The organism is Thioclava sp. UBA3469, from assembly GCF_002378135.1.
GTDB lineage: Bacteria > Pseudomonadota > Alphaproteobacteria > Rhodobacterales > Rhodobacteraceae > Thioclava > Thioclava sediminum.
On the sequence record NZ_DFRG01000244.1, the window covers coordinates 1 to 20,300 of the forward strand.

Annotated in this window: 22 protein-coding genes; 15 read left to right on the top strand and 7 right to left on the bottom strand. The window is 64.8% G+C overall.

Going from position 1 to position 20,300, the window contains the following annotated elements:
• The 14 genes from B3D39_RS17605 to B3D39_RS17670 all read left to right on the top strand — a co-directional run.
• On the top strand, nt 1-862 hold an 862-nt coding region (locus B3D39_RS17605; RefSeq protein WP_286789927.1), incomplete at its 5' end, for an alpha-ketoacid dehydrogenase subunit beta.
• Nucleotides 863-866: 4 nt separating this feature from the next.
• Nucleotides 867-2,048: a dihydrolipoamide acetyltransferase family protein gene (locus tag B3D39_RS17610; RefSeq protein WP_274962130.1), complete on the top strand. Its 1,182-nt coding sequence runs from the start codon at nt 867-869 to the stop codon at nt 2,046-2,048.
• Entirely contained in the window at nt 2,045-2,287 is a 243-nt protein-coding gene (locus B3D39_RS17615; protein ID WP_078545806.1) for an acyl carrier protein, read from the top strand. Before B3D39_RS17610 ends, B3D39_RS17615 begins: the two co-directional genes overlap by 4 nt.
• A 403-nt stretch (nt 2,288-2,690) precedes the next feature.
• On the top strand, nt 2,691-2,894 hold the full coding sequence (locus B3D39_RS17620; RefSeq protein ID WP_146673452.1) for a hypothetical protein: 204 nt from the start codon (nt 2,691-2,693) through the stop codon (nt 2,892-2,894).
• A gap of 143 nt (nt 2,895-3,037) precedes the next feature.
• Entirely contained in the window at nt 3,038-3,811 is a 774-nt protein-coding gene (locus tag B3D39_RS17625) for a carbon-nitrogen hydrolase family protein (protein WP_274962129.1), read from the top strand.
• A 124-nt stretch (nt 3,812-3,935) separates the two neighbouring features.
• Nucleotides 3,936-4,604 carry a cupin domain-containing protein gene (locus tag B3D39_RS17630; protein ID WP_274962128.1) on the top strand — a complete coding sequence of 223 codons (669 nt, stop codon included), beginning with the start codon at nt 3,936-3,938 and terminating at the stop codon, nt 4,602-4,604.
• Nucleotides 4,605-4,637: 33 nt separating this feature from the next.
• The gene (locus B3D39_RS17635; RefSeq protein ID WP_274962127.1) at nt 4,638-5,702 is read left to right on the top strand and encodes a flavin monoamine oxidase family protein; all 1,065 of its coding nucleotides are present in this window, start codon (nt 4,638-4,640) and stop codon (nt 5,700-5,702) included.
• A gap of 120 nt (nt 5,703-5,822) precedes the next feature.
• On the top strand, nt 5,823-6,116 hold the full coding sequence (locus B3D39_RS17640; RefSeq protein WP_038079934.1) for a ribbon-helix-helix domain-containing protein: 294 nt from the start codon (nt 5,823-5,825) through the stop codon (nt 6,114-6,116).
• 114 nt (nt 6,117-6,230) lie between these two features.
• Nucleotides 6,231-6,626, top strand: a complete 396-nt coding sequence (locus tag B3D39_RS17645) for a VOC family protein (RefSeq protein ID WP_274962126.1) — start codon at nt 6,231-6,233, stop codon at nt 6,624-6,626.
• A gap of 36 nt (nt 6,627-6,662) precedes the next feature.
• Nucleotides 6,663-7,187, top strand: coding sequence for a Twin-arginine translocation pathway signal (locus tag B3D39_RS17650; protein ID WP_274962125.1), 525 nt, complete (start codon nt 6,663-6,665; stop codon nt 7,185-7,187).
• Between the two features lie 11 nt (nt 7,188-7,198).
• The gene (locus B3D39_RS17655; RefSeq protein WP_286789928.1) at nt 7,199-8,770 is read left to right on the top strand and encodes a GMC family oxidoreductase; all 1,572 of its coding nucleotides are present in this window, start codon (nt 7,199-7,201) and stop codon (nt 8,768-8,770) included.
• A 173-nt stretch (nt 8,771-8,943) separates the two neighbouring features.
• The gene (locus B3D39_RS17660) at nt 8,944-9,852 is read left to right on the top strand and encodes a pirin family protein (protein ID WP_078539920.1); all 909 of its coding nucleotides are present in this window, start codon (nt 8,944-8,946) and stop codon (nt 9,850-9,852) included.
• A gap of 44 nt (nt 9,853-9,896) precedes the next feature.
• Nucleotides 9,897-10,490: an NAD(P)H:quinone oxidoreductase gene (gene wrbA / locus B3D39_RS17665; protein WP_078599618.1), complete on the top strand. Its 594-nt coding sequence runs from the start codon at nt 9,897-9,899 to the stop codon at nt 10,488-10,490.
• Nucleotides 10,491-10,615: 125 nt separating this feature from the next.
• Nucleotides 10,616-13,132 (top strand): cation:proton antiporter, encoded by a 2,517-nt coding sequence (locus B3D39_RS17670; protein WP_274962124.1) that lies wholly within the window; start codon nt 10,616-10,618, stop codon nt 13,130-13,132.
• Between the two features lie 37 nt (nt 13,133-13,169).
• On the opposite strand, the gene B3D39_RS17675 is transcribed toward B3D39_RS17670, so the two are convergent.
• A complete protein-coding gene (locus B3D39_RS17675; protein WP_274962123.1) occupies nt 13,170-13,316 on the bottom strand; it encodes a hypothetical protein in 147 nt (48 codons plus the stop codon).
• Between the two features lie 372 nt (nt 13,317-13,688).
• On the opposite strand from B3D39_RS17675, the gene B3D39_RS17680 reads away from it, so the two are divergent.
• Nucleotides 13,689-14,105, top strand: a complete 417-nt coding sequence (locus tag B3D39_RS17680) for a hypothetical protein (RefSeq protein ID WP_274962122.1) — start codon at nt 13,689-13,691, stop codon at nt 14,103-14,105.
• 28 nt (nt 14,106-14,133) lie between these two features.
• On the opposite strand, the gene B3D39_RS17685 is transcribed toward B3D39_RS17680, so the two are convergent.
• Genes B3D39_RS17685 through B3D39_RS17710 form a run of 6 tightly spaced genes read right to left on the bottom strand, consistent with a single transcriptional unit; the run spans nt 14,134 to nt 20,289 of the window.
• Nucleotides 14,134-15,048: an N-carbamoyl-D-amino-acid hydrolase gene (locus tag B3D39_RS17685; RefSeq protein ID WP_274962121.1), complete on the bottom strand. Its 915-nt coding sequence runs from the start codon at nt 15,046-15,048 to the stop codon at nt 14,134-14,136.
• Entirely contained in the window at nt 15,045-16,316 is a 1,272-nt protein-coding gene (locus B3D39_RS17690; protein WP_274962120.1) for a Zn-dependent hydrolase, read from the bottom strand. The genes B3D39_RS17685 and B3D39_RS17690 overlap by 4 nt, the downstream gene beginning before the upstream one ends.
• Complete coding sequence (locus tag B3D39_RS17695; protein ID WP_274962119.1) at nt 16,313-17,548, bottom strand: diaminopropionate ammonia-lyase; 1,236 nt, start codon at nt 17,546-17,548, stop codon at nt 16,313-16,315. The genes B3D39_RS17690 and B3D39_RS17695 overlap by 4 nt, the downstream gene beginning before the upstream one ends.
• Before the next feature lie 29 nt (nt 17,549-17,577).
• Complete coding sequence (locus B3D39_RS17700; RefSeq protein WP_274962118.1) at nt 17,578-18,354, bottom strand: ABC transporter permease; 777 nt, start codon at nt 18,352-18,354, stop codon at nt 17,578-17,580.
• A gap of 1 nt (nt 18,355) precedes the next feature.
• On the bottom strand, nt 18,356-19,207 hold the full coding sequence (locus B3D39_RS17705; protein WP_274962117.1) for an ABC transporter permease: 852 nt from the start codon (nt 19,205-19,207) through the stop codon (nt 18,356-18,358).
• The gene (locus B3D39_RS17710; RefSeq protein WP_286789929.1) at nt 19,204-20,289 is read right to left on the bottom strand and encodes an ABC transporter ATP-binding protein; all 1,086 of its coding nucleotides are present in this window, start codon (nt 20,287-20,289) and stop codon (nt 19,204-19,206) included. The genes B3D39_RS17705 and B3D39_RS17710 overlap by 4 nt, the downstream gene beginning before the upstream one ends.
• Nucleotides 20,290-20,300 lie beyond the last annotated feature (11 nt).

The window sequence follows — 20,300 nt, forward strand, 5'->3', positions numbered from 1 at the left end:
CTCCAAAGGGTTGATGGACGAATTCGGCGAGGATCGCATCCGCGACACGCCACTGTCGGAGTCCGGCTTCACCGGGGCCGGGATCGGCGCGGCGGCGGCAGGGATGCGGCCGATCGTCGAGGTGATGACGGTGAACTTCTCGCTGCTCGCGCTCGACCAGATCATGAACACCGCCGCTACGATCCGGCATATGTCGGGCGGGCAGTTCGGTGCGCCCGTGGTGATCCGTCTCGCGACCGGCGCGGGCAAGCAGCTGGCGGCGCAGCATTCCCATTCGCTTGAAGGGTGGTACGCGCATATTCCCGGGCTACGGGTTCTCGCGCCCGCCACGCTCGAGGACGCGCGCGGGATGCTGTGGACCGCGCTTGAGGATCCCGACCCGGTGCTGATCTTCGAGAATGTCATGCTCTACAACATGACCGGGCAGATCGCGGCGAATGCCGGGCCGGTCGATATCGACAAAGCCGCGATCCGGCGCGCGGGTAAGGATATCAGCCTGATCACCTATGGCGGATCGCTGTGGAAGACGCTGGAGGCGGCCGAAGCGCTGACAGGCGAGGGGATCGAGGCCGAGGTGATCGACCTGCGCTCCCTGCGGCCGCTCGATGACGAGACGATCATGGCCTCGCTGGCGCGCACGCGCCGCGCGGTGATCGTGGATGAGGGCTGGCGGTCCGGCTCGCTCTCGGCCGAAATTGCGGCTCGGATCGGGGAACAGGCCTTCTGGCATCTCGACGCGCCGGTGGGGCGGGTGTGCTCGGCCGAGGTGCCGATCCCCTATCCCAAACATCTCGAGGACGCCGCCATTCCGCAGGTGCCCGCCATCGTCGCCGCCGTGAAGGCGACGCTCGGGAAAGGGTGACGCGATGGCCGTTTTTAAGATGCCCTCGCTCGGCGCGGATATGGACGCGGGCAAGCTGGTCGAATGGCTGGTGAAGCCCGGCGATACGGTCAAGCACGGCGATATCGTCGCGGTGGTCGAGACCCAGAAGGGTGCAATCGAGATCGAGGTCTTCGAGGATGGCGTGGTCGAGAAGCTGATGGCAGAGCTTGGGCAAGACCTGCCCGTCGGCGCGCCGCTCGCCGTTATTCAGGCGCCGGGGGAGGCTGCGGAGGCCCCAACGCAGACCGCGCCTCCAGTCGCACCGCAGACCAACGCCGAACCTGCCGCGCCTGCGGCGGAAGCGGCGCCGCCAAGTACTCCGCCTGCCGCCACCGCAGCAGGCATCGCCGCATCTCCTGCCGCCAAGGCGCGCGCGGCGGAACTTGGGGTCGCGCTAGAGAGCCTTACCGGAAGCGGGCCGGGGGGCGCGATCGTCCTCGCCGATGTCGAGACGACGAAACCCGCCGCGGCAACGTCCCCGGCGCAAAATCGCGGCGCCTATCTCGCCGAGATGCGCAAGGCGATCGCCGCCGCGATGGCCCGGTCCAAACGCGAGATCCCGCATTACTACGTCACTCACACGGTCGACCTCACTGCTGCGAGCGATTGGCTGAGCGCCGCCAATGCGGACCGCCCGCCCGAAGAGCGCATCCTGATGGGCGCGCTCTTGATGAAGGCCATGGCGCTGGCGGCACGCGAGGAAAAGGCGGTGAACGGGCATTTCGGGAAAGAGGGCTTTACGCCATCCTCGGCGATCCATCTTGGGCTGGCTATCGCGCTTCGGGGCGGCGGGCTCGTGGCCCCCGCGATCCTCGATGCCGACAAGAAGAGCCTGCAGGATTTGATGGAGGCGATGCGCGACCTCACGATGCGCGCGCGTGCCGGGCGGCTCAAAAGCTCGGAGATGAGCATGGCGACGCTGACCTTCTCGGCGCTCGGCGAAAGCGGGGTCGAGGCGATGGCCGGTATCATCGTGCCGCCGCAGGTCGCCATCGTCACCGCCGGTGCGCCCGGCCCGCAACCGCTGGTGCGCGATGGCAAGGTGATCGCCGCGCAGGCCGTGACGCTGACCCTCGCCGCGGATCACCGCGTGAGCGACGGGCGGCTGGGCTCGAAATTCCTGACCGCGATCGACGCGAAGCTGCAAACCCCGGAGGAGCTATGACCGAAGACGAAATCCGCAGCGCCTATATCGAGGAACTCGTGCGCGTCGCCCCCGACCTCGACCCTGCCGAAATCGCGGGCTCGGACCATCTGCAGGACGATCTCGAACTCGACTCGATGGATATCCTGAATCTGGTGATCGCGCTCAACCAGCGCTTCGGCGTCGCGATTGCCGAGGCGGATTACCCCCAGATCGCCACACCGGATCTTGCTGCGGCGTTTCTCGCGCAGAGGGTTTGAAGGATCGGCTTAGGCGGTCAGTTGCGGCATCCGATGTCTGATGGCGGTCGAACCGGGCTGATGCTGGCATGAGGGGGCGCCGCACGGCTCCCAGATCCAGATCGCTCTAAGTCGGAGCACAAATCGGGGGGCTTCGCTTCTCGCCCGGAGGCCAGACACTCCAAATTGACCCTGCTGGACCACCCGCTAAGCATTCAACTCAGGGGGTATTTCGGCACGCCGTGAGTCAATTCGCTGTTACCGCGGAAAAAACTGAGGAAATCCGCAATGCGCGGAGTCGCATTCCTTTGTTACCAATGGGTTATTCGCAACAATTGTCTATTCGCAAAAAGTCATTTTTCAGAGGGCCCCGGCCGTATCGCGAGCCTCTTGCGTCCTTGATGAGTTAGAGATGGAGATCGTGATGATCGAAACGCGTATCGAAGTAGAGTGCCTCGAAGACGGGGCCATCCGGCTGCGCAGAGGAGCGTGGTCGGACCGGGTGCCGCGCGCGCGGATCGACCACTGGGCGGACCATTATGAGCTGATGCATCTCAATAATGGCAATGCCGGCTATCTCGAACTGGCACGTGCTTTGCGGGAGGCCAAGGCGAAACTCCTGTCTTGATTGAACTGAACAGGTCGTCGCGGCCGCCTTCGTACCGACTCTCTCCAGACGCCAGTCGCCCCTAGGCAGAGTTTTCTGGCTTTGCGCAGGGTGACGGGCTGTGGCGCAAGCGATACGCTTGTTTGTCGAGAATGGAGACAAACATGAAAATCGCGCTTGTTCAGCCGCATCCGCTTCCTTCTGACCCGGCGCAGATATTTGCGGCCATCGAGGCATGGGTGCGCGGCCTGTCCTCGCTCGGTGTCGATCTTGTCGTACTGCCCGAGCTGATCCTGCCCGGCTACAATCGGCCCGAGGATCATCGCGCGCAGGCGCAGCCCCTCGGGGGAGAGTGGTGCAACGCGATGGGCGATATCGCGCGCAAATACGACTGCGCAATCTGTTTTGGCTGGGCCGAACGGCTGGGCGATGATGTGTTCAACGCGGCGTCTGTGCTCGACAAGACAGGCACGCAGGTCGGGCATTATCGCAAGATCCAGCTTTTTGGCGAGATGGAGCGTGCGAGCTTCGCCTTCGGGACGGAAACGCCGCCCGTCTTCGAGTTGAATGGCGTCCGGACCGGTCTGCTGATCTGCTACGACATCGAGTTCCCGGAGCACGCACGTACCTTGGCGAGAGCGAAGGCCGAGTTGATCCTCGTGCCGACGGCGAACCCGGTTGGCTACGATCACGTCCCCGATCTGCTCGTGCGGGCGCGCGCGAATGAGAACGCGGCCGTCGTGGTCTATGCGAATTACGCCGGACCTGATCGCGATATCGACTTCGGTGGCAAGTCCGTGATCGCTGGTCCCGACGGACAGGCTGTGGCGCAGGCCGGAAGCGGGCCGACGACGTTGATCGCGGACCTGCCGAAATCCGCGGAATATCCAAGCGAGGTCATCTCGGTTCAGCTCGATGATCTGCGCCGCGTGGAATAGTCGAGGGGCTTCGCGGCTCCGCTCCATTTGAAATTCTGCCTTCCGAGCATAGCTGCGAATTACGCGCCGCTTGGCGACGGAGCGACAGTCCAGCCCGGGTCTGGGCAGACATTTCGGAGGAGGCATGGAAATCAACGCGGAATTCTCGGAGCGCGTGCTCGTTCATTCCGACACGCTCGACTGGCACGGCTCGCCGTCGGCGGGTGTCGAGCGGCGGATGCTCGACCGGATCGGCGACGAGGTGGCGCGGGCGACGAGCATCGTGCGCTTCGCCCCGGGGCACAGTTTCTCGGCGCATACGCATGGCGGCGGCGAGGAATATCTCGTGCTCGAAGGCGTGTTCCAGGATGAGAGCGGCGATTATCCGGCGGGGACCTACGTGCGCAATCCGCCGCAGACCCGGCACCGGCCGGAATCGGAGGGTGGCTGCACGATCTTCGTGAAGCTCTGGCAGTTCGACCCGGACGACCGCAATCAGTTTCATAAGGATATGCGGGCCGATCTGATCCAGACCGACGAAGGCGTCGAATGCGCTGAACTTCATCGCGACGCGCGCGAAATCGTTCGCTATTTCCGGCTCGCGCCGGATGCGACCCTTTCCCTCGATGAACCGGGTGGGATGGAGTTGCTCGTGCTGGGCGGGACGCTGTCCGAAGGCGGCGACACGCTGCGCAAGGGATCGTGGTTGCGCCTGCCCGTGGATCAGCCGCTGCAGGTTCAGGCCCGGCCGGGCGGCGCCGAGTTCTGGATCAAGACGGGGCATCTGCGCTTCGTTGCCGCGCCGGAACAGTAATGGGAATCCATTTCTCAAAATGACGAGGCTTCCATGAAAACGCAGGTAGCGATCGTGGGCGGCGGGCTCGCGGGCTCGGCGCTCGCGCGGCATCTGCACGCGCGCGGTGTCTCTTTCGAGCTGTTCGAGGCGCGGTCGCGCTTTGGCGGTCGAATCAAGGGGCTTGAGACCGCAACGGGCAGGGTTGATCTCGGCCCGTCATGGTTCTGGCCCGGCCAACCCCGGATCGCCGCGCTCACCGAGGCGCTGAACCTGCGCAAGTTCGAGCAGTTCGCGCGCGGCGCGGTGTCGTTGGAAGATGCGAGCGGCGACGTTCACCGCAATATGGGCTTTGCCAGCATGGCGGGGTCGTGGCGTCTCGAAGGCGGGATGGTTGCGCTGACGAATGCGCTCGCCGCCGCCCTTCCCGCCGCGCAGCTTCATCCCGGATCGCGCGTTGTCGAAATCGGGGCAGGGCCCTCGGTCACGCTTGAGGACGGTCGGGCCTGCGAGGCGGAGCATGTCGTGCTGGCCGTGCCGCCCCGCGTTGCGGCGCAGATGTCTTTCGCGCCGCAGCTGAGCGAGGCGCAGAGGCAGGCGCTCCGCGCGATCCCGACATGGATGGCAGGGCACGCGAAATTCGTTGCCCTCTACGAGCGACCGTTCTGGCGCGAAGCCGGGCTGTCGGGCGACGCGATGAGCCAGCGCGGGCCTCTGGCGGAAATCCACGATGCGTCCGGGCGGGACGGCACGCCGGCGGCGCTGTTCGGCTTTCTGGGCGTGCCTGCGCGGGCGCGGATCGGGCAGGAGGAGGTGGTCAAAGCTGCCGCCCTCGAGCAGCTTGGCCGGATATTCGGACCGGAGACAGCCAACCCGCTGACCTATGCGCTCGAAGACTGGGCCGTCGCGCCCGAAACGGCGACGGAGGCCGATCTCGAACCGCTCAGGTTCCACCCCGATTACGGCCTGCCGTCGGTGCTGCGCGGGCTCCGTGAGGGCCGTGTGCATTTCGCGTCTTCGGAAACCGCGCCCGAGATGGGCGGCTACATGGAAGGCGCGCTGGCGGCGGCGGAGCGCGTGGTGCGTGACCTCGTGGGAGGGTTCGGGGCGACCCCATAGCCCGACGCGCCCAGCCCCCCTGTCACAACACGATTGACCCGCCCCGGATTGACCATATTCTTGAGTCTCGGGTGAATCTTGGTTCGCCTCGGCAATCGGATCTGAGGGAGGAGAGACGATATGTGCCATGTATTCGCCGGTCAGGACCCGGAGCGTTATTCGAGCGAGACGCGCAGGCTGCGGCTCAACGGGCAAAGCACGAGCATCCGGCTCGAGAACGCGTTCTGGGACATTCTCGACGAGATCGCCGCGCGCGATGGGGTGTCCACGCCGACCTTCATCTCGACGCTGCATGCGGAAGTGCTGGAGCTGCGCGGGGAGCCGTCGAACTTCACGTCGCTGCTGCGCTGTGCGTGCCTGAAATTCATGGAAATCTCGAACGATCGCGCGCCGCTCGCGGTCGCTGCAGAGTAAGCGCAAGCCTGACGTCAAACATTCTTATGGGGTAGTATAGACCTACTACCCGCCCCACCGGGGCCCGCTGCTAGGCTTTCAGGACAACTGACAGCACTACAGCGGGAGCAACCGGTGGCAAAATCCATTCATTCCATGATCCGTGTCCTCGACGAGGACCGCTCGGTCGCGTTCTACGACAAGGCTTTCGGCCTCAAGGTCGCCGACCGTCTCGACTTGCCGGATTTCACGCTCGTCTATCTGAGCAATCCCGAAAGCGAGTTCGAACTGGAACTCACCGTCAACAAGGGCCGGACCGAGCCCTATGACCTCGGCGATGGCTACGGCCATTTCGCGGTCTCGGTCGATGATCTCGAAGCCGAACACAAACGCTTCGAGGCGGAGGGCCTCGCGCCTCGCAAACTCGTGGAATTCGCGCCGGCAGGGGAGGTCGTCGCGAAGTTCTTTTTCGTGGCCGATCCGGACGGATACCAGATCGAGGTGCTCGCGCGCGAAGGCCGCTTCAAGTGAGATTTTCCTAAGGGAGACATCAGGGAGGAGACGACAATGACCACCAAGGCAAGCTCGAAAGGGCTGACCAGACGGCAGCTTCTGGCGCGGGCTACCGCGGCAGGGGCGAGCTTCGTCGTGGGTTCGGGGTTCATGGCGGCGCGCAATGCCGCCTGGGCCACCGAGCTCTCGGCGCTCAAGCCCACGATCTTCGCGACGCTCGTGCAGATGGCGCGCGATATCTACCCGCACGACAAGGTCGACGACCAGTATTATGTCATCGCGGTGAAGGGCTACGACACTGCCGATACGGCCGATGAGATAGAAGCGGGGATTGCCGCGCTCGATGCGGCGGCGCGCGGCAAGGGTTTCGCGAATTACCTCGAGACGGGCTGGGAGAAGGATCGCGTCGCGATCCTGCGGGGCATGGAGGAGAGCCCCTTCTTCCAGAAGATCCGGGGTGGTCTGGTGACAGGTCTCTACAACCAGAAAGCGGTCTGGCCGATCTTCGGCTACGAGGGCGAGTCCTATTCCAAGGGCGGCTACATCAACCGCGGTTTTGACGACATCGACTGGCTGTAAGGGAGGCAGACATGGTTGCGAAATTTGATCTGAGCGACGACAGCGTCGTTGTCATCATCGGCACCGGCGCGGGCGGCGGCGTGCTGGCAAACGAGCTGGCGCAAAAGGGCGTCAAGGTCGTGGCGCTCGAGGCAGGCGGTCGCTATCTGCCCGAGGATTACATCAACGACGAATGGGAAAGCTTCGGCCAGCTCGCCTGGACCGAGCCGCGCACCACGAGCGGCCACTGGCGGGTGGCGAAGGACTTCTCGGGTCTGCCCGCGTGGATCGTGAAAGCGGTTGGCGGCACCTCGATCCACTGGGCCGGGGCGAGCCTTCGTTTTCAGGACCACGAGTTCAAGACGAAGACCCATTATGGCAATGTCGACGGGGCGAACCTGCTCGACTGGCCGATCGATCCGGCGGAGCTTGCGCCCTATTACGACAAGGCGGAAGCGAAGCTGGGTGTGACCCGCACCGGCGACCGTCCGGGCTTACCGGGCAACAACAACTTCAAGGTGCTGGAGAAAGGCGCGAAGTCGCTTGGCTACGAGGAAGTGAATACCGGTCATATGGCGATCAACTCGATCGACTATGACGACCGGATGTCGTGCCAGCAGACAGGCTTCTGTTTCCAGGGCTGCAAATGGGGCGCCAAGTGGTCGTCGGCCTACACCGATATTCCGCGCGGCGAGGCGACGGGCAATCTGGAGGTGCGCGATCACTGCCACGTCGCCCGCATCCTGCATGACGATCAGGGCATGGCCTCCGGCGTCGAGTATTTCGACAAGGAGGGCAATCTGCAGATGCAGAAGGCCAAGATCGTCTGCGTCGCGGGCAATTCGATCGAGAGCCCGCGCGTGCTCCTCAATTCGCATTCGGCGATGTTCCCCGACGGGCTTGCGAACTCCTCGGGGCAGGTGGGGCGCAACTATATGCGTCACACCACGGGCTCGGTCTACGGCGTCTTCGACAAGCCGGTGAAGATGTGGCGCGGCACAACGATGGCGGGCATTGTCCGCGACGAGGCGCGCCACGATCCCTCGCGCGGGTTCGTGGGTGGCTATGAGCTGGAGACGCTCAGCCTCGGTCTGCCCTTCATGGCGGCCTTCCTCGATCCGGGCGGCTGGGGGCGCGAGTTCACCTCGGCGCTCGACAGCTACGAGAACATGGCCGGGATGTGGATCGTCGGCGAGGACATGCCGCAGGAGACCAACCGCATCACCCTTAATCACTCGGTCGAGGACGCCTACGGGCTGCCGGTGGCCAACGTGAACTACACCGATCACCCGAACGACCGGGCGATGCGCGATCACGCTTATGCTCGTGGGAAGGCGATCTACGAGGCGGTGGGTGCGACCCGGACGTTGCCGACGCCGCCCTATCCGTCGACGCATAACCTCGGCACCAATCGGATGTCCGAGAACCCGCGCGACGGGGTGGTGAACAAGCACGGCCAGACCCATGACGTGCCGAACCTGTTCATCTCGGACGGCTCGCAATTCACGACGGGGGCCGCGGAGAACCCGACGCTGACCATCGTGGCGCTCGCGATCCGGCAGGCGGATTTCATCGCCGGGGAGCTGTCCAAGGGTAACATCTGATCCCGAGAGGGTCAGCTAAGGCAAAAGAAGACCGGGCTGCCGAAGGGTGGCCCGGTTCTTTTTGCGGAACCTTTGCCCGTCTGCGCGCTTGCGCACAGGACATGCGGGACCTTCGCTAGTTCAAATTTCCACGGGAAGCCCCACACTATCACCAACGATATTTGGAGGCTCCCATGACCTTTCGACCTGTCTCGGCCACCAGCCAAGCGCAACCCGCGCTCGAAGGCGCTGGCGTTCATCTTCATCGCGTGTTCGGCTTCGGCGACCCGTCGCTGACCGATCCGTTCCTGATGATGGACGATTTCCGCAACGACGATCCGCGGCTTTATTCCAAGGGCTTCCCGTGGCACCCGCATCGCGGCATCGAGACGATCACCTATGTGCTCGACGGCCAGGTGGAGCACGCGGATTCCCTCGGCAATCGCGGTCTTCTCGGCGCGGGCAGCGTGCAATGGATGACGGCTGGCTCCGGCATCGTCCATCAGGAGATGCCCTCGGGCAATGCCAAGGGGCAGATGCACGGGTTTCAGCTTTGGGCGAACCTGCCCGGCGCGCTCAAGATGACGGCGCCGCGCTATCAGGACATCACCGGCAGCGACATCCCGATCGAGGGCGACGATGACGGCACGACCGTCAAGGTCATCATCGGCTCGTTCTGGGGCAAGACCGGCCCGGTCGACGGTATCGCCGCCAATCCCATGCTGCTCGACGTGTCGATCCCCGCAGGACGCCGCAAGGTGCTGCCGGTCGACACGCACTCCAATGCGCTCGCCTATGTGTTTGCAGGCTCCGGCACCTTCCGCGACGCCAGCGATCCCGTCGGCATCAAGGTCGAGAAGGAGTATCGCGGGCAGGAGCTGAATATCCGCGACATGACCGGCAACCGCACGCTGGTCCGCTTCGGCGCGGGCGACGAGATCACGGTGCAGGCCGGGGACGAAGGTCTCCGCTTCCTGCTGATGACCGGCCGTCCGATCCAGGAGCCCGTCGCATGGCACGGCCCCATCGTCATGAACACGCAAGACGAACTGCGTCAGGCGCTGACTGAACTCAACAACGGCACGTTCATCAAACACGGCTGAGGGCGCCGTTGCCCCTCAGACCCTTCCCAACACAGGAGTTAGAAATGGCACAACCGAAGATCGCAATCGTCTTTTATTCCACCTATGGCACCAACCACGCCGTCGCGCTGGCGGCTGCGGAAGCCGCCGAGGCAGCCGGGGCCGAGGTGCGCCTGCGTCGTATTCCCGAGACCGCCCCGAAAGCCGTCGTCGAGGGGCAGGACGCTTGGAAGAACCAGCTCGAGAAGATGAGCGATATTCCGGAAGTGACCGCCGACGATATGGAATGGGCCGAAGGCTATTTCTTCTCCGGGCCGACCCGCTACGGCGTCTCCGCAAGCCAGATGCGCGCTTTCATCGACACGCTGGGCGGTCTCTGGGGCGCGGGCAAGCTCGCCAACAAGACCTTCACCGCGACGACGAGCGCGCAGAACGCGCATGGCGGGCAGGAGGCGACCATCCTCGGCCTCTACACCACGGCCATGCATTGGGGCTGCGTCATCGTTCCGCCGGGCTATACCGACGAGGCGATCTTCAATGCGGGCGGCAACCCCTACGGCTTCTCGACCAATGCCGGGGGCGTCGACGAGGCTGGCAAGGCCGCGATCGCCCATCAGGCGAAACGCCTCGTCGAGATGACGGCGAAACTCGTCGCCTGATCTGACTTAACGTCCATTAAGCGCCCCCACCTCTCTCGGCGGGGGCGTGCTTGTCTCCCGATCGCAAAGTGTCCAAACCTTTCAATTCCCCGTGCGTCCCCCGATCAACGTGGTATTTCGACTGAATGGATATCGTCGTCATCACCACGATTGTCGCGTCGCTTTTCCTCGTCATCGGGGTGGCGGAGCCATTGGCGGCGCGGCTGCGTCTTCCGTTCAGTGTGATCCTTGCGGGCATCGGTATTCTCATCGGTGTGGCGGCTGTGTTCTTCCTCCGGACCGAGCTGACCGACGCGCTCAATCCGGTGGCGGAAGCGATCCTGAACCTTCCGATCCGCTCGAACGTGTTTCTCTACGTGTTCCTGCCCACGCTGCTGTTTCAGGCGACGCTGGGCATGGACCTGCGCAGGATGCTGGACGACTGGGTTCCCATCCTGATGCTCGCGGTGGTGGCGGTCGTCGCGGCCACCCTCAGCGTCGGTTACGCGCTGTCCTGGGTCAGTTCGATCCCGCTCACCGCGTGCCTGCTCATCGGCGCGATCGTGTCCACGACCGACCCGTCCGCCGTCGTCTCGATCTTCCGCTCGATCTCTGCCCCGCGCAGGCTGTCGCGGATCATCGAAGGGGAAAGCCTGCTCAACGATGCGGCGGCGATTGCGCTGTTCGGGCTTTTCATGGGCTTCGTGATGATGGGCGTGCCCGATCCGAAGCTGGGCGACGCACTCGCCCGGTTTCCGTATCTCATCCTCGGCGGCGCGTTCACGGGCTGGCTGGTCGCGCGGATCGCCGTCGGGATGATGTCGTTCTTCCGGCGCCATGAGCTTGCCCAGCTCTCGATCTCGGTGGCGCTTCCTTACCTGGCCTATATCGGCGCGGAGCAAAGCATCGGTGCCTCGGGTGTCATTGCGGTGGTCGCCGCCGGTCTGACGCTGAACCTGACCGGGCCCGGACGTCTGCAACCGCAGACATGGATCAATCTGCGCGAGCTCTGGGGCGTCCTGGCGCATTGGGCGGGGGCCCTCATCTTCGTTCTCGCGGCGCTGTTGATCCCGCGACTTCTGGAGGAAATCCGGATCGGGGATGTCGCCCTCGTCGGTGTCGTGGTCCTCGCGTCCATTTTCGCGCGCGCGGTGATCCTGTTCGGGCTTCTGCCACTTCTCACGGCGCTGCGGGTCTCACCCACGGTCGAGCGGCCCTATCGGGTCGCCATCCTCTGGGGCGGATTGCGTGGGGCGGTGACGCTCGCGCTGGCGCTGGCCGTGACCGAGAGTTTCCGCGTCCCCGACGAGGTTCAGCGCATGGTCGGCATTCTCGCCACCGGCTTTACGCTATTCACACTGATCGGGCAGGGCACCACGCTGCGCTGGATCATCGGTCGGCTGGGGCTCGACCGGCTGTCGCCGATCGACGATGCGCTATCGCGTCAGGTGGTCGCCGTCTCGCTGCAGAAAGTGCGCGAAGACCTCGCGCGGACCACCGAGAACTACGAACTCAGCCGAGACGTCGTCCGGTCCGAGGCCAAGCGGTTCGGGGAGCGGCTGGAGGGCGCGGTCAAGGCCGCCGATGACAGTCAGGACATCCATGACCGCGACCGTATCACCCTGGGGCTTATCGCGCTCGCTGGCCATGAACGCGACACCATTCTGATGCGGGTGCGGGAGCGGACGATCGCCTCTCGCATCGCCGAACAGGTTCTGTCGAACGCCGACCGTCTGATCGAGGGCGCACGCGCGGACGGGCGGCACGGCTATAACCGGATCGCGCGGCGCAGCGTCAAATATGGCTTCGGCTTCCGCGTCGCGAATATCCTGCATCGCCGCCTCCACCTGTCGCGCCCCCTCGCGCGGATGACGGCGGACCGGTTCGAGATGCTCCTGTCGCAGCGGCTGGTACTGCGCGATCTCGGCGGCTTCATCAGCGGCCGCATCCGCCGCATTCATGGCAAGCGCGTGAGCGACCTGCTCTCTGACCTGCTGTCGCGCCGCATCGAAATCGTCGAAACCGCGCTGCAGGGGCTGCGTCTGCAATATCCCGGCTACGCCGAAGAGCTCGAACGGCGCATCATTCGCCGGACCGCGCTGCGGCTGGAGGAGCGCGAATACGAGACGATGCGCGAAGACGGCCTGATCGGCGATGAGGTCTACACCAAGCTCCGGGCCGCCCTTGCGCAGAAGCGGTCGCGCGCGGAGGATCGCCCCAAGCTCGATATCGCGCTGCGGCGCATCGAACTCGTGCGGCAGTTTCCGCTGTTCTCCGGTCTCGATGCCCGGGACCAGAAACGCTTGAGCCGTTTGCTCAAGGCGCGGCACGCCAATGCGGGGGAGGTCATTCTCGGCCGTGACAGCGTCGCGAAAAGCGTCTTCTTCATCGCCTCCGGGGCCGTCGAGGTGGAGGCGGCCAACCAGACGTGGCGGCTGGGTCGCGGCGAGATGTTCGGTCAGCTGTCGATCCTGATGAGACGGACGCGCAGGACCGAAGTGCGCGCGATCACCCCGTCGACTCTTCTGGAATTGGACGAAGCCCGCTTCCGTCGCCTGCTGAGCCGTAGCAAGTCACTGCAGGAGGCCGTCCGCGCCAGTGCGGAGAAACGCGGCATCGCTCCTGACGCGCTCTTCGCGGATGTCGAGAGGGCGCGTCAGTAGCGGGTCGGCTTCGGAGCTGCGAAAAGGCTCCGATCGCTTACATCGGGTTTTCGATGTTCGCCTTCATGTTCGGAACGTTTGCAGCGGTCGCCGTGACTTCGGTTTGGCTGCAGGCGGCCAGAATGCCCATGGCGCAGCATGCGACCAGAGCGAGCACGGCCTTTTTCTTCATCGGGTTTTGCATGTCGGGTTCCTTTCAAAACGACTCGGGCCCTCAAAGTGAACGGACCAGTTCAACTATTTGAGGTGCACCGTGGTCGCGGCAATATTTTTCTGTTGCTGCGGATGTATTTAGTGCCACTGACGCAGCGGCGCCACGCAGAGGATTTCCCGGCGCACATGAGCGGGAGATTGCCGCAAGGGTATTTCTCGATGGCAGGCCCCGCAGATGGAGACCTGATCGTCGGCTCGAAAGGTCACGCAGCGTCAGAAACTAACTTTGACATAGTTGCCCAATTCAAGTCACAACATCGCCGCTCTTGCATGTGATCCAGCCGTCGTAGGCGAGCCGCACAGGTCCATTCGGAGCCACTCGCGTCCAACGGAGGTATTGATTATGAATGTTAAACACGTGTCGCTTGAATTGTTGGTTAAGCTTGATGAGCGCGGTGTGGCTGAAGTGGGCAAATTCTCCCTTAATTTCCAGGACGACACCCGTGACGCTCTCGGCGACTCGATCGACTTGAAAGGTCTGGCGACACTGGCGCAGCCGGAAAAGGTGTTCACCCCGGCCTTGCGCTCCGAATTGCTCGACCAACGCGCGACTTTCGATCCGCAGAAATTCTCGGTGTCCGTCAACGTGAGTTCCTTCGCGACCTCCGATCCCTATATCGAGATCGAACGCCGGTGGCGCATCGCCCTTGTCACCTTCCTCGAGGGATACATCATGCAGTCCCAGCCGATGCTCTCGTCGCTCAAGGTTCGGGGCGCCTATGCGGAACAGCTCGCGGCCTCGAATGCGCCGCTGCACTGATCGGTAGCCCACACCCTCATCGACTTTCTTATCCCGCACAGATGTCGCGGTAGTCGTCCGGCTCGCGGTGAAGCGCGAAGTTGAAGACGTTCTCACGCAGCTCGCGGCAGCGGTCGAGGTCGATTTCGGCCATCGCCAACTCATCGCCGAACCCTTGGGTCTTGGCGATGATCTCGCCGGTGGGCGCGATGATGCACGTGCCGCCGATCAGGTCGCAGCCCTCTTCGCGCCCTGCTTTCGCGGTGCCGATTACCCAGCACCCGTTCGCATAAGCGCCCGCCTGCATCGACAGGTGGTTGTGAAAGTCCTGCAGGTGGTCATGCTCGGGCGCGAGCGGGTAATGCACCGGCGTATTGTAGCCCAGCATCACCAGTTCCGCCCCGCGCAGACCGAGCACGCGGAACGTCTCGGGCCAGCGGCGGTCGTTGCACAGGCACATACCCAGCTTGCCGCCGAACCCGTCGAAGACGCCAAAGCCCAGATTGCCATGCTCGAAATAGCGCTTCTCCAGATGCTGGAAGGGGCGCCAGTCTTCATATTCCGGATGGCCGGGCAGGTGGATCTTGCGATATTTGCCGATGATCTGGCCAGCCTTGTCGACGGTGATCGAGGTGTTGAACCGGCGCTTCTGGCCGTTCTCGTAGGCGATTTCCGCATAGCCGAGATAGAAGCCGACGCCGAGCTCGCGGGCGGTATCGAACAGCGGCTGCACCTCCGCATTCGGCATCTCGGTCTCGTAGAACGCGTCGAGCTCGGCCTCGTCCTCGATCAGCCAGCGCGGGAAGAAGGTGGTCAGCGCCAGTTCGGGAAAGACGACCAGTTCCGCGCCGCGCCGATGGGCGTCGATCAAGAGCTTCTGCATCCGCGCCACGGCGGAGGCGCGCGGCTCGTCACGCGCAATCGGTCCAAGCTGTGCGGCGGCGGCAATGAATTTGCGGGTCATGGCAATTGTCCTGTCTCGATCGTTTGAAATTCGGGCGCGTTCTGAAGCTCCGCCTGCTGGCAGACGACATCCATCAGCACCTGTGCCCCGCCCGCGATGTCCGAGGGGGCGGTATATTCGTGAATGTTGTGGCTGACCCCGTCCTGCGAAGGCACGAAGATCATGGCCGAAGGGCAATTGGGCGCGAACATCTGCGCGTCATGGCCTGCGCCCGAGGGCATCCGGCGATGGCCCAGCCCGCGGGCGTGGGCGGCGGCCTCGACGCTGTCGACCAGCGCGGGGTCGAACTCCACCGGCTCGAAGCGGGCCAGCGTCCGGCGGGTGATCGCGCATCCGCCGGCGCGTGCGAAATCTTGTGCTGCGCGCCAGAGCCGGGTCTCGGCCTTTTGCAGTGTGGCCTCGTCGGTATGGCGTAGATCGACGGTCATCACCGCTTCCTGCGGGACCACGTTCACCAGATCGGGCGAGACGCGCATCCGACCCACGGTCGCGACCTGCGGCGGTCCGTGATCGGCGGCGATCTGCTGCGCCTCGACCGAGATCCGGGCCGCCACCGCGCCTGCATCATGGCGCAGCGCCATCGGCGTCGTGCCCGCATGGGCCGAGGCGCCCGTGACGGTGATCTCGGTCCAGGAAATGCCCTGCACGCCGGTGACGACGCCGATCTGCAGCTCCTCGGTCTCCAGCACCGGGCCCTGCTCGATATGCAGCTCCAGATAGCTATGGGGTTTCAGCGCGCCGACCGGGGCGCGGCCTGCGGCATCGATGGCGGCGAGCGCATCGCGCAGGCGCACCCCGTCGATGCCTTCCACCTCCAGCATCTCGTCGAGCGGCAGCGCGCCTTGCGCCACGCCCGAGCCCATCATGTCCGGGGCGAAGCGCGCGCCTTCCTCATTGGTGAAGAACGCGACCGCAACGGGGCGGCGGGTGCGCGCGCCGGCCGCATTGAGCGCCTCGATCACTTCCAGCCCGGCCAACACGCCGAGACTGCCGTCATAGAGGCCGCCCGTCGCTACCGTATCGATATGCGAACCCATCACGACCGGCGGGCCGTCTTCCTCGCCCGCGCGGATGCCCCAGCAATTGCCGATGACGTCCGTGGTGATCTCGAGGCCCAGCTCGCGCATCCAGCGCATCACGAGGGCGCGGCCTTCGGCGTCTTCAGGGGAAAGTGCGAGGCGCTTCACGCCGCCGCCGGGCAGGGCACCGATCTGTCCCAGCCGTTCCAGTCGCGCCATCAGGCGCTCGATGTCGATCGCGATACTCATGCCGCGCCCCGAACTTCGGCGGCGCTGCGACCGACGAGGGTTTTGAACAGCGCGGCGTCGGTGTCGCCTTCCGTGCCGAAACACAGGATGCGGGAGTTTGCGTCGATCCCGAGGGCTGCGCGCGCCTCATCATTCTCGGTGGCGGCAAGGAAGGCGGCGAGCCCCGCCACGGCGGATTCTCCGGCGGCCACGGGCGGATCGCTCCCCTCGGGATTGGCCAGCGCGCGCATCACCGCAACGGCATCGGGGTCGGCGACGGACATCACCGCGAAGGTCAGTGGCTCCAGCACGTCCCACGCCAGCAGCGAGACCTCGCCACAGGCCAGACCTGCCATCAGCGTGTCCAGATCGCCCTCGACGGCGGTGGGTTTGCTTTCGCGGATCGTCTCGAGCCAGCAGGCCGATTGGTCGGGATCGGCGAGGATCACGCGCGGCGCCTCGGGGCCGTAACGACGCGCGAATTGTGCCGCGACCGCCGCCGCCAGCCCGCCGACGCCGGTCTGGATGAAGATATGGGTGGGCGGGGTGCCAAGCGTATCGGCCGCTTCCGCCGCCATCAGCTCGTAGCCCTGCATCACGTCTTTCGGAATCTCGGTATAGCCCGGATAGGAAGTGTCGGAGACGACGAACCAGCCTTCGCGCGTTGCGGTTTCCTGCGCCTCGCGGACGCTATCGTCGTAATTGCCTGCGCAGCGGCGAACTTCGGCGCCATAGGCCTCGATGGCCTCCTTGCGGCCCTCGGAAACCGTAGCGTGGATGAAGATCACACAGCGGCAGCCGAAGCGTTGCGCGCCCCATGCGACCGAGCGCCCGTGATTGCCGTCGGTGGCGCAGCAGACGGTCAGTTGCGAGACGATATCGGCATATTCGCCTGCCACGATGTCTTCGGCGCTGGGTTCGGGGATGTCTTTCGCCTTCGCGATCTCGCGGGCCAGAAGCCGCAGCACCGCATAGGCGCCGCCCAAAGCCTTGAAGCTGCCGAGACCGAAGCGCCCGCCCTCATCCTTGAACTGAATCTCGGCCACGCCCGCCTTTGCCGCCATTGCGGGCAGCGAGACGAGCGGCGTCGGCGCGTAGCCCTCCCACGAAGAAATCGTGCGCTTGGCCAGATCGAAGGCGGCGTCGTTCAGAACGGCCTCCTGCTTGGGCCCATAGCCTTTCGCGGTGTCGTAATGCGGGTTCAGAATGAGCTCGTTGGATTGCCCCTCTCCGAGGGCATTTTCGAAAATCATGGTGGGGTCCTTGTGGTTGGTCATCGCGCTCAGGCCCCCGTCTTGGAGGCGCGGCGGCGGATCAGCTCGGCCAGCGCCACGAGGGCGATGTTGCCGAAGACGATCATCACGGCGAGTGCGTTGAGTGAGGGAGAGAGCGCGAAGCGGAAGTCGGAGGCGACGAGCACCGAAAGCGGTTGCGCGCGGCCCGAGACGAAAGCGGTCAGGACGTATTCGGCCGAGGACAGCACGAAGGCCACGACCCACGACGCCATCAGCCCGTTGGCCATCAGCGGCAGTACCACCCGGCGGAAGGCCGAAAAGCCCGAGGCCCCCAGATCGGCGGCCGCTTCCAGCAGCCCGCGGTCGATCCGGATCAGCACCGAGGCGATCACCAGCGTCGAGAAGGGAAGCACGATCACCGTCTGCGCGGCGATCACCGTGAGCAGGCTGCGCTCCACCCCGGTCTCGTTGAACATGATCAGCTGCGCCACGGCGAGGATCAGCTTCGGGATCAGGAAAGGCGCGAGCAGCAGCACCGCGAAGATGCCACGACCGCGCATCGGGTAGAAGCTGATCGCAAGCGCTGCGAGCCCGCCCAGAAGCGTCGCGCAGATCGCGACGGGGAAGGCGACGCTGAGCGTGGTCAGGAAGCCCCCGCCCAGACGCCCGTCGCCCATCACCTCGGCGTACCATTTCAGGGTGAAGCCCGAGAAGGGCAGGGACATGATCTTGGAATCGTTGACCGAAAACAGCGCGATCATCGCGATCGGCAAATACATGAAGGCGAAGACCGCCCAGACCCAAAGCGTGGAGAGGCGCGACATTTCAGGACCCTCCCACAAGGCTGGAGCGGCGGATCAGCATCGCGCCCACGGCGAAGAAAGCCATCAGGATCGCGAGCATCGTCCAGGCGATGGCCGAGCCCAGCGGCCAGTCGAACGCGGTCCCGAAGAGGTCGTTGATCGCCGAGATCACGGTGATCCCCGAGGCCCCGCCCAGCAGCTGCGGTGTGAGGTAATCGCCGACCACCATCACGAAGACCATCAGCCCACCGGCGACAAGGCCGGGGAAGGTCAGCGGCAGGGTCACGCGGGCGAAGCGGCTGGGGCTGCGCGCGCCCAGATCGGCGGCGGCTTCCAGCCACGGGTCATCGAGGTTCTCGAAGGCGAGCCATAGCCCGATCACCATAAAGGGCAGGTAGTTGTAGGTCAGCGCGATATTGGTCGCGAGGGGCGAGAACAGCAGCCCCTGAATGGGCGCGTCGGTGACACCCGCCCAGATCAGCGAGCGGTTGATGACCCCCTCGGCGCCCAGAAGCACGCGCCAAGCGAACACCCGCACCAGATCGCCGGAGTAAAGCGGCACGAGCAGCAGCGTCAGCAGCGCGGATTTCATCGCACCCGCACGTTTGGCGAGGAACCACGCGACCGGGTAGCCGATCACGGCGGTTATCGCGACGACCAGCGCGCCCGAGCCGAAGGCCTTGAGGATCAGCCCGCGATAGGTCGCAGAGCCTGCGATCTTTGCGTAATTCGCGAAAGACGGGTCGTAGGAGATCGCGACGAAATCGACGCTGAAGAAGCTGTAGGCGAAGAGGATCAGCAGCGGCGCCACGCAAAGCGCCAGCAGGAAGGCCGTCACCGGGGCGGCGAGGAGCGTGCCGACGCGCAGGCTCATGGCTTGGCCTCCGTGGCCCGGTCCGCCTTCTGTTCGGCCTCGGTCCGCGCGATCCAGACCTGCGCCGGGTCGAAACCGATGCGGATCTCCGCGCCAATCTCGGGTACGTCGTCATTGCCTACGGTCAGCGCCAGCGTTATGCCCGCGGCCTCGGCTTCGACGAGCCACTCCGCGCCGCGATAAACGGCATGGGTCACGCGCGCGGAAATCCGGCCCTGCGGGTCGAGGAAGAGTTGCTCGGGGCGCAGGCACAGCACGGCGGGGGAGCCGGCTTTGAGACCGCGCACGCCGGGTGTCGCGAACTGGCCCAAGGGGGTCTCGATCTCATAGGCGCCGATGGCGGTGTCGGTGATCTTGCCCGGCACGCAGGCCGCGCCTCCTATGAAATCGGCCACATAAGCGGTCTCGGGGCGGCGATAGATCGTATCCGGCGCGCCTTGTTGCTCGATGATCCCGTCCCGCATCACGATGATCCAATCCGAGAGCGCGAAGGCCTCTTCCTGATCGTGGGTGACATGAAGAAAGGTCATTTTCAGCCGACGCTGCAGGTCTTTCAGCTCGATCTGCATGTCCTTGCGCATCCGCCGGTCGAGCGCGGAAAGCGGCTCGTCCAGCAGCAGCAGGCGCGGCTCGTTGGCAATCGCGCGGGCCAGCGCCACGCGCTGTTGCTGCCCGCCCGAGAGCTGGCGCGGGCGACGATCCGCCATCGCGGTCATTTGCACGGTTTCCAGCGCCGCGCGGGCCTTTTCGCGCTCTTCCTTGCGGCTCAGCCCCTTGTAGCGCAACCCGAAGCCCACGTTTTCGAGCACGCTCAGATGCGGGAAGAGGGCATAGCTTTGATAAACAGTGTTGATCGGGCGGGCGCTTGCGGACACGTCGTTGATCTTCTTGCCGTCAAGCTCGAGCATCCCCTCGCTCACCTCCTCGAACCCGCCGATCATGCGCAGGATCGAGGTCTTGCCGCAGCCCGAAGGCCCCAGCAGCGTGACGTAGGAATTCTCGTCGAGCCGGAAATTCACACCGCGCACGGCCTGCACGGTGCCATATGTCTTACACAGGGCACGCGCGCGGAGCAGGGGCATTGTCTGCCCCT

Excerpts from the sequence above, each read along its gene's own strand:
- B3D39_RS17655 (WP_286789928.1), top strand. The coding sequence starts at position 7,199 with ATGGTTGCGAAATTTGATCTGAGCGACGACAGCGTCGTTGTCATCATC.
- B3D39_RS17695 (WP_274962119.1), bottom strand. The coding sequence starts at position 17,548 with ATGATTTTCGAAAATGCCCTCGGAGAGGGGCAATCCAACGAGCTCATT.
- B3D39_RS17680 (WP_274962122.1), top strand. The coding sequence starts at position 13,689 with ATGAATGTTAAACACGTGTCGCTTGAATTGTTGGTTAAGCTTGATGAG.
- B3D39_RS17675 (WP_274962123.1), bottom strand. The coding sequence starts at position 13,316 with ATGCAAAACCCGATGAAGAAAAAGGCCGTGCTCGCTCTGGTCGCATGC.
- B3D39_RS17690 (WP_274962120.1), bottom strand. The coding sequence starts at position 16,316 with ATGAGTATCGCGATCGACATCGAGCGCCTGATGGCGCGACTGGAACGG.
- B3D39_RS17630 (WP_274962128.1), top strand. The coding sequence starts at position 3,936 with ATGGAAATCAACGCGGAATTCTCGGAGCGCGTGCTCGTTCATTCCGAC.
- B3D39_RS17700 (WP_274962118.1), bottom strand. The coding sequence starts at position 18,354 with ATGTCGCGCCTCTCCACGCTTTGGGTCTGGGCGGTCTTCGCCTTCATG.
- B3D39_RS17615 (WP_078545806.1), top strand. The coding sequence starts at position 2,045 with ATGACCGAAGACGAAATCCGCAGCGCCTATATCGAGGAACTCGTGCGC.
- B3D39_RS17650 (WP_274962125.1), top strand. The coding sequence starts at position 6,663 with ATGACCACCAAGGCAAGCTCGAAAGGGCTGACCAGACGGCAGCTTCTG.
- wrbA (WP_078599618.1), top strand. The coding sequence starts at position 9,897 with ATGGCACAACCGAAGATCGCAATCGTCTTTTATTCCACCTATGGCACC.
- B3D39_RS17620 (WP_146673452.1), top strand. The coding sequence starts at position 2,691 with ATGATCGAAACGCGTATCGAAGTAGAGTGCCTCGAAGACGGGGCCATC.
- B3D39_RS17625 (WP_274962129.1), top strand. The coding sequence starts at position 3,038 with ATGAAAATCGCGCTTGTTCAGCCGCATCCGCTTCCTTCTGACCCGGCG.
- B3D39_RS17660 (WP_078539920.1), top strand. The coding sequence starts at position 8,944 with ATGACCTTTCGACCTGTCTCGGCCACCAGCCAAGCGCAACCCGCGCTC.
- B3D39_RS17610 (WP_274962130.1), top strand. The coding sequence starts at position 867 with ATGGCCGTTTTTAAGATGCCCTCGCTCGGCGCGGATATGGACGCGGGC.
- B3D39_RS17710 (WP_286789929.1), bottom strand. The coding sequence starts at position 20,289 with ATGCCCCTGCTCCGCGCGCGTGCCCTGTGTAAGACATATGGCACCGTG.
- B3D39_RS17635 (WP_274962127.1), top strand. The coding sequence starts at position 4,638 with ATGAAAACGCAGGTAGCGATCGTGGGCGGCGGGCTCGCGGGCTCGGCG.
- B3D39_RS17685 (WP_274962121.1), bottom strand. The coding sequence starts at position 15,048 with ATGACCCGCAAATTCATTGCCGCCGCCGCACAGCTTGGACCGATTGCG.
- B3D39_RS17640 (WP_038079934.1), top strand. The coding sequence starts at position 5,823 with ATGTGCCATGTATTCGCCGGTCAGGACCCGGAGCGTTATTCGAGCGAG.
- B3D39_RS17670 (WP_274962124.1), top strand. The coding sequence starts at position 10,616 with ATGGATATCGTCGTCATCACCACGATTGTCGCGTCGCTTTTCCTCGTC.
- B3D39_RS17705 (WP_274962117.1), bottom strand. The coding sequence starts at position 19,207 with ATGAGCCTGCGCGTCGGCACGCTCCTCGCCGCCCCGGTGACGGCCTTC.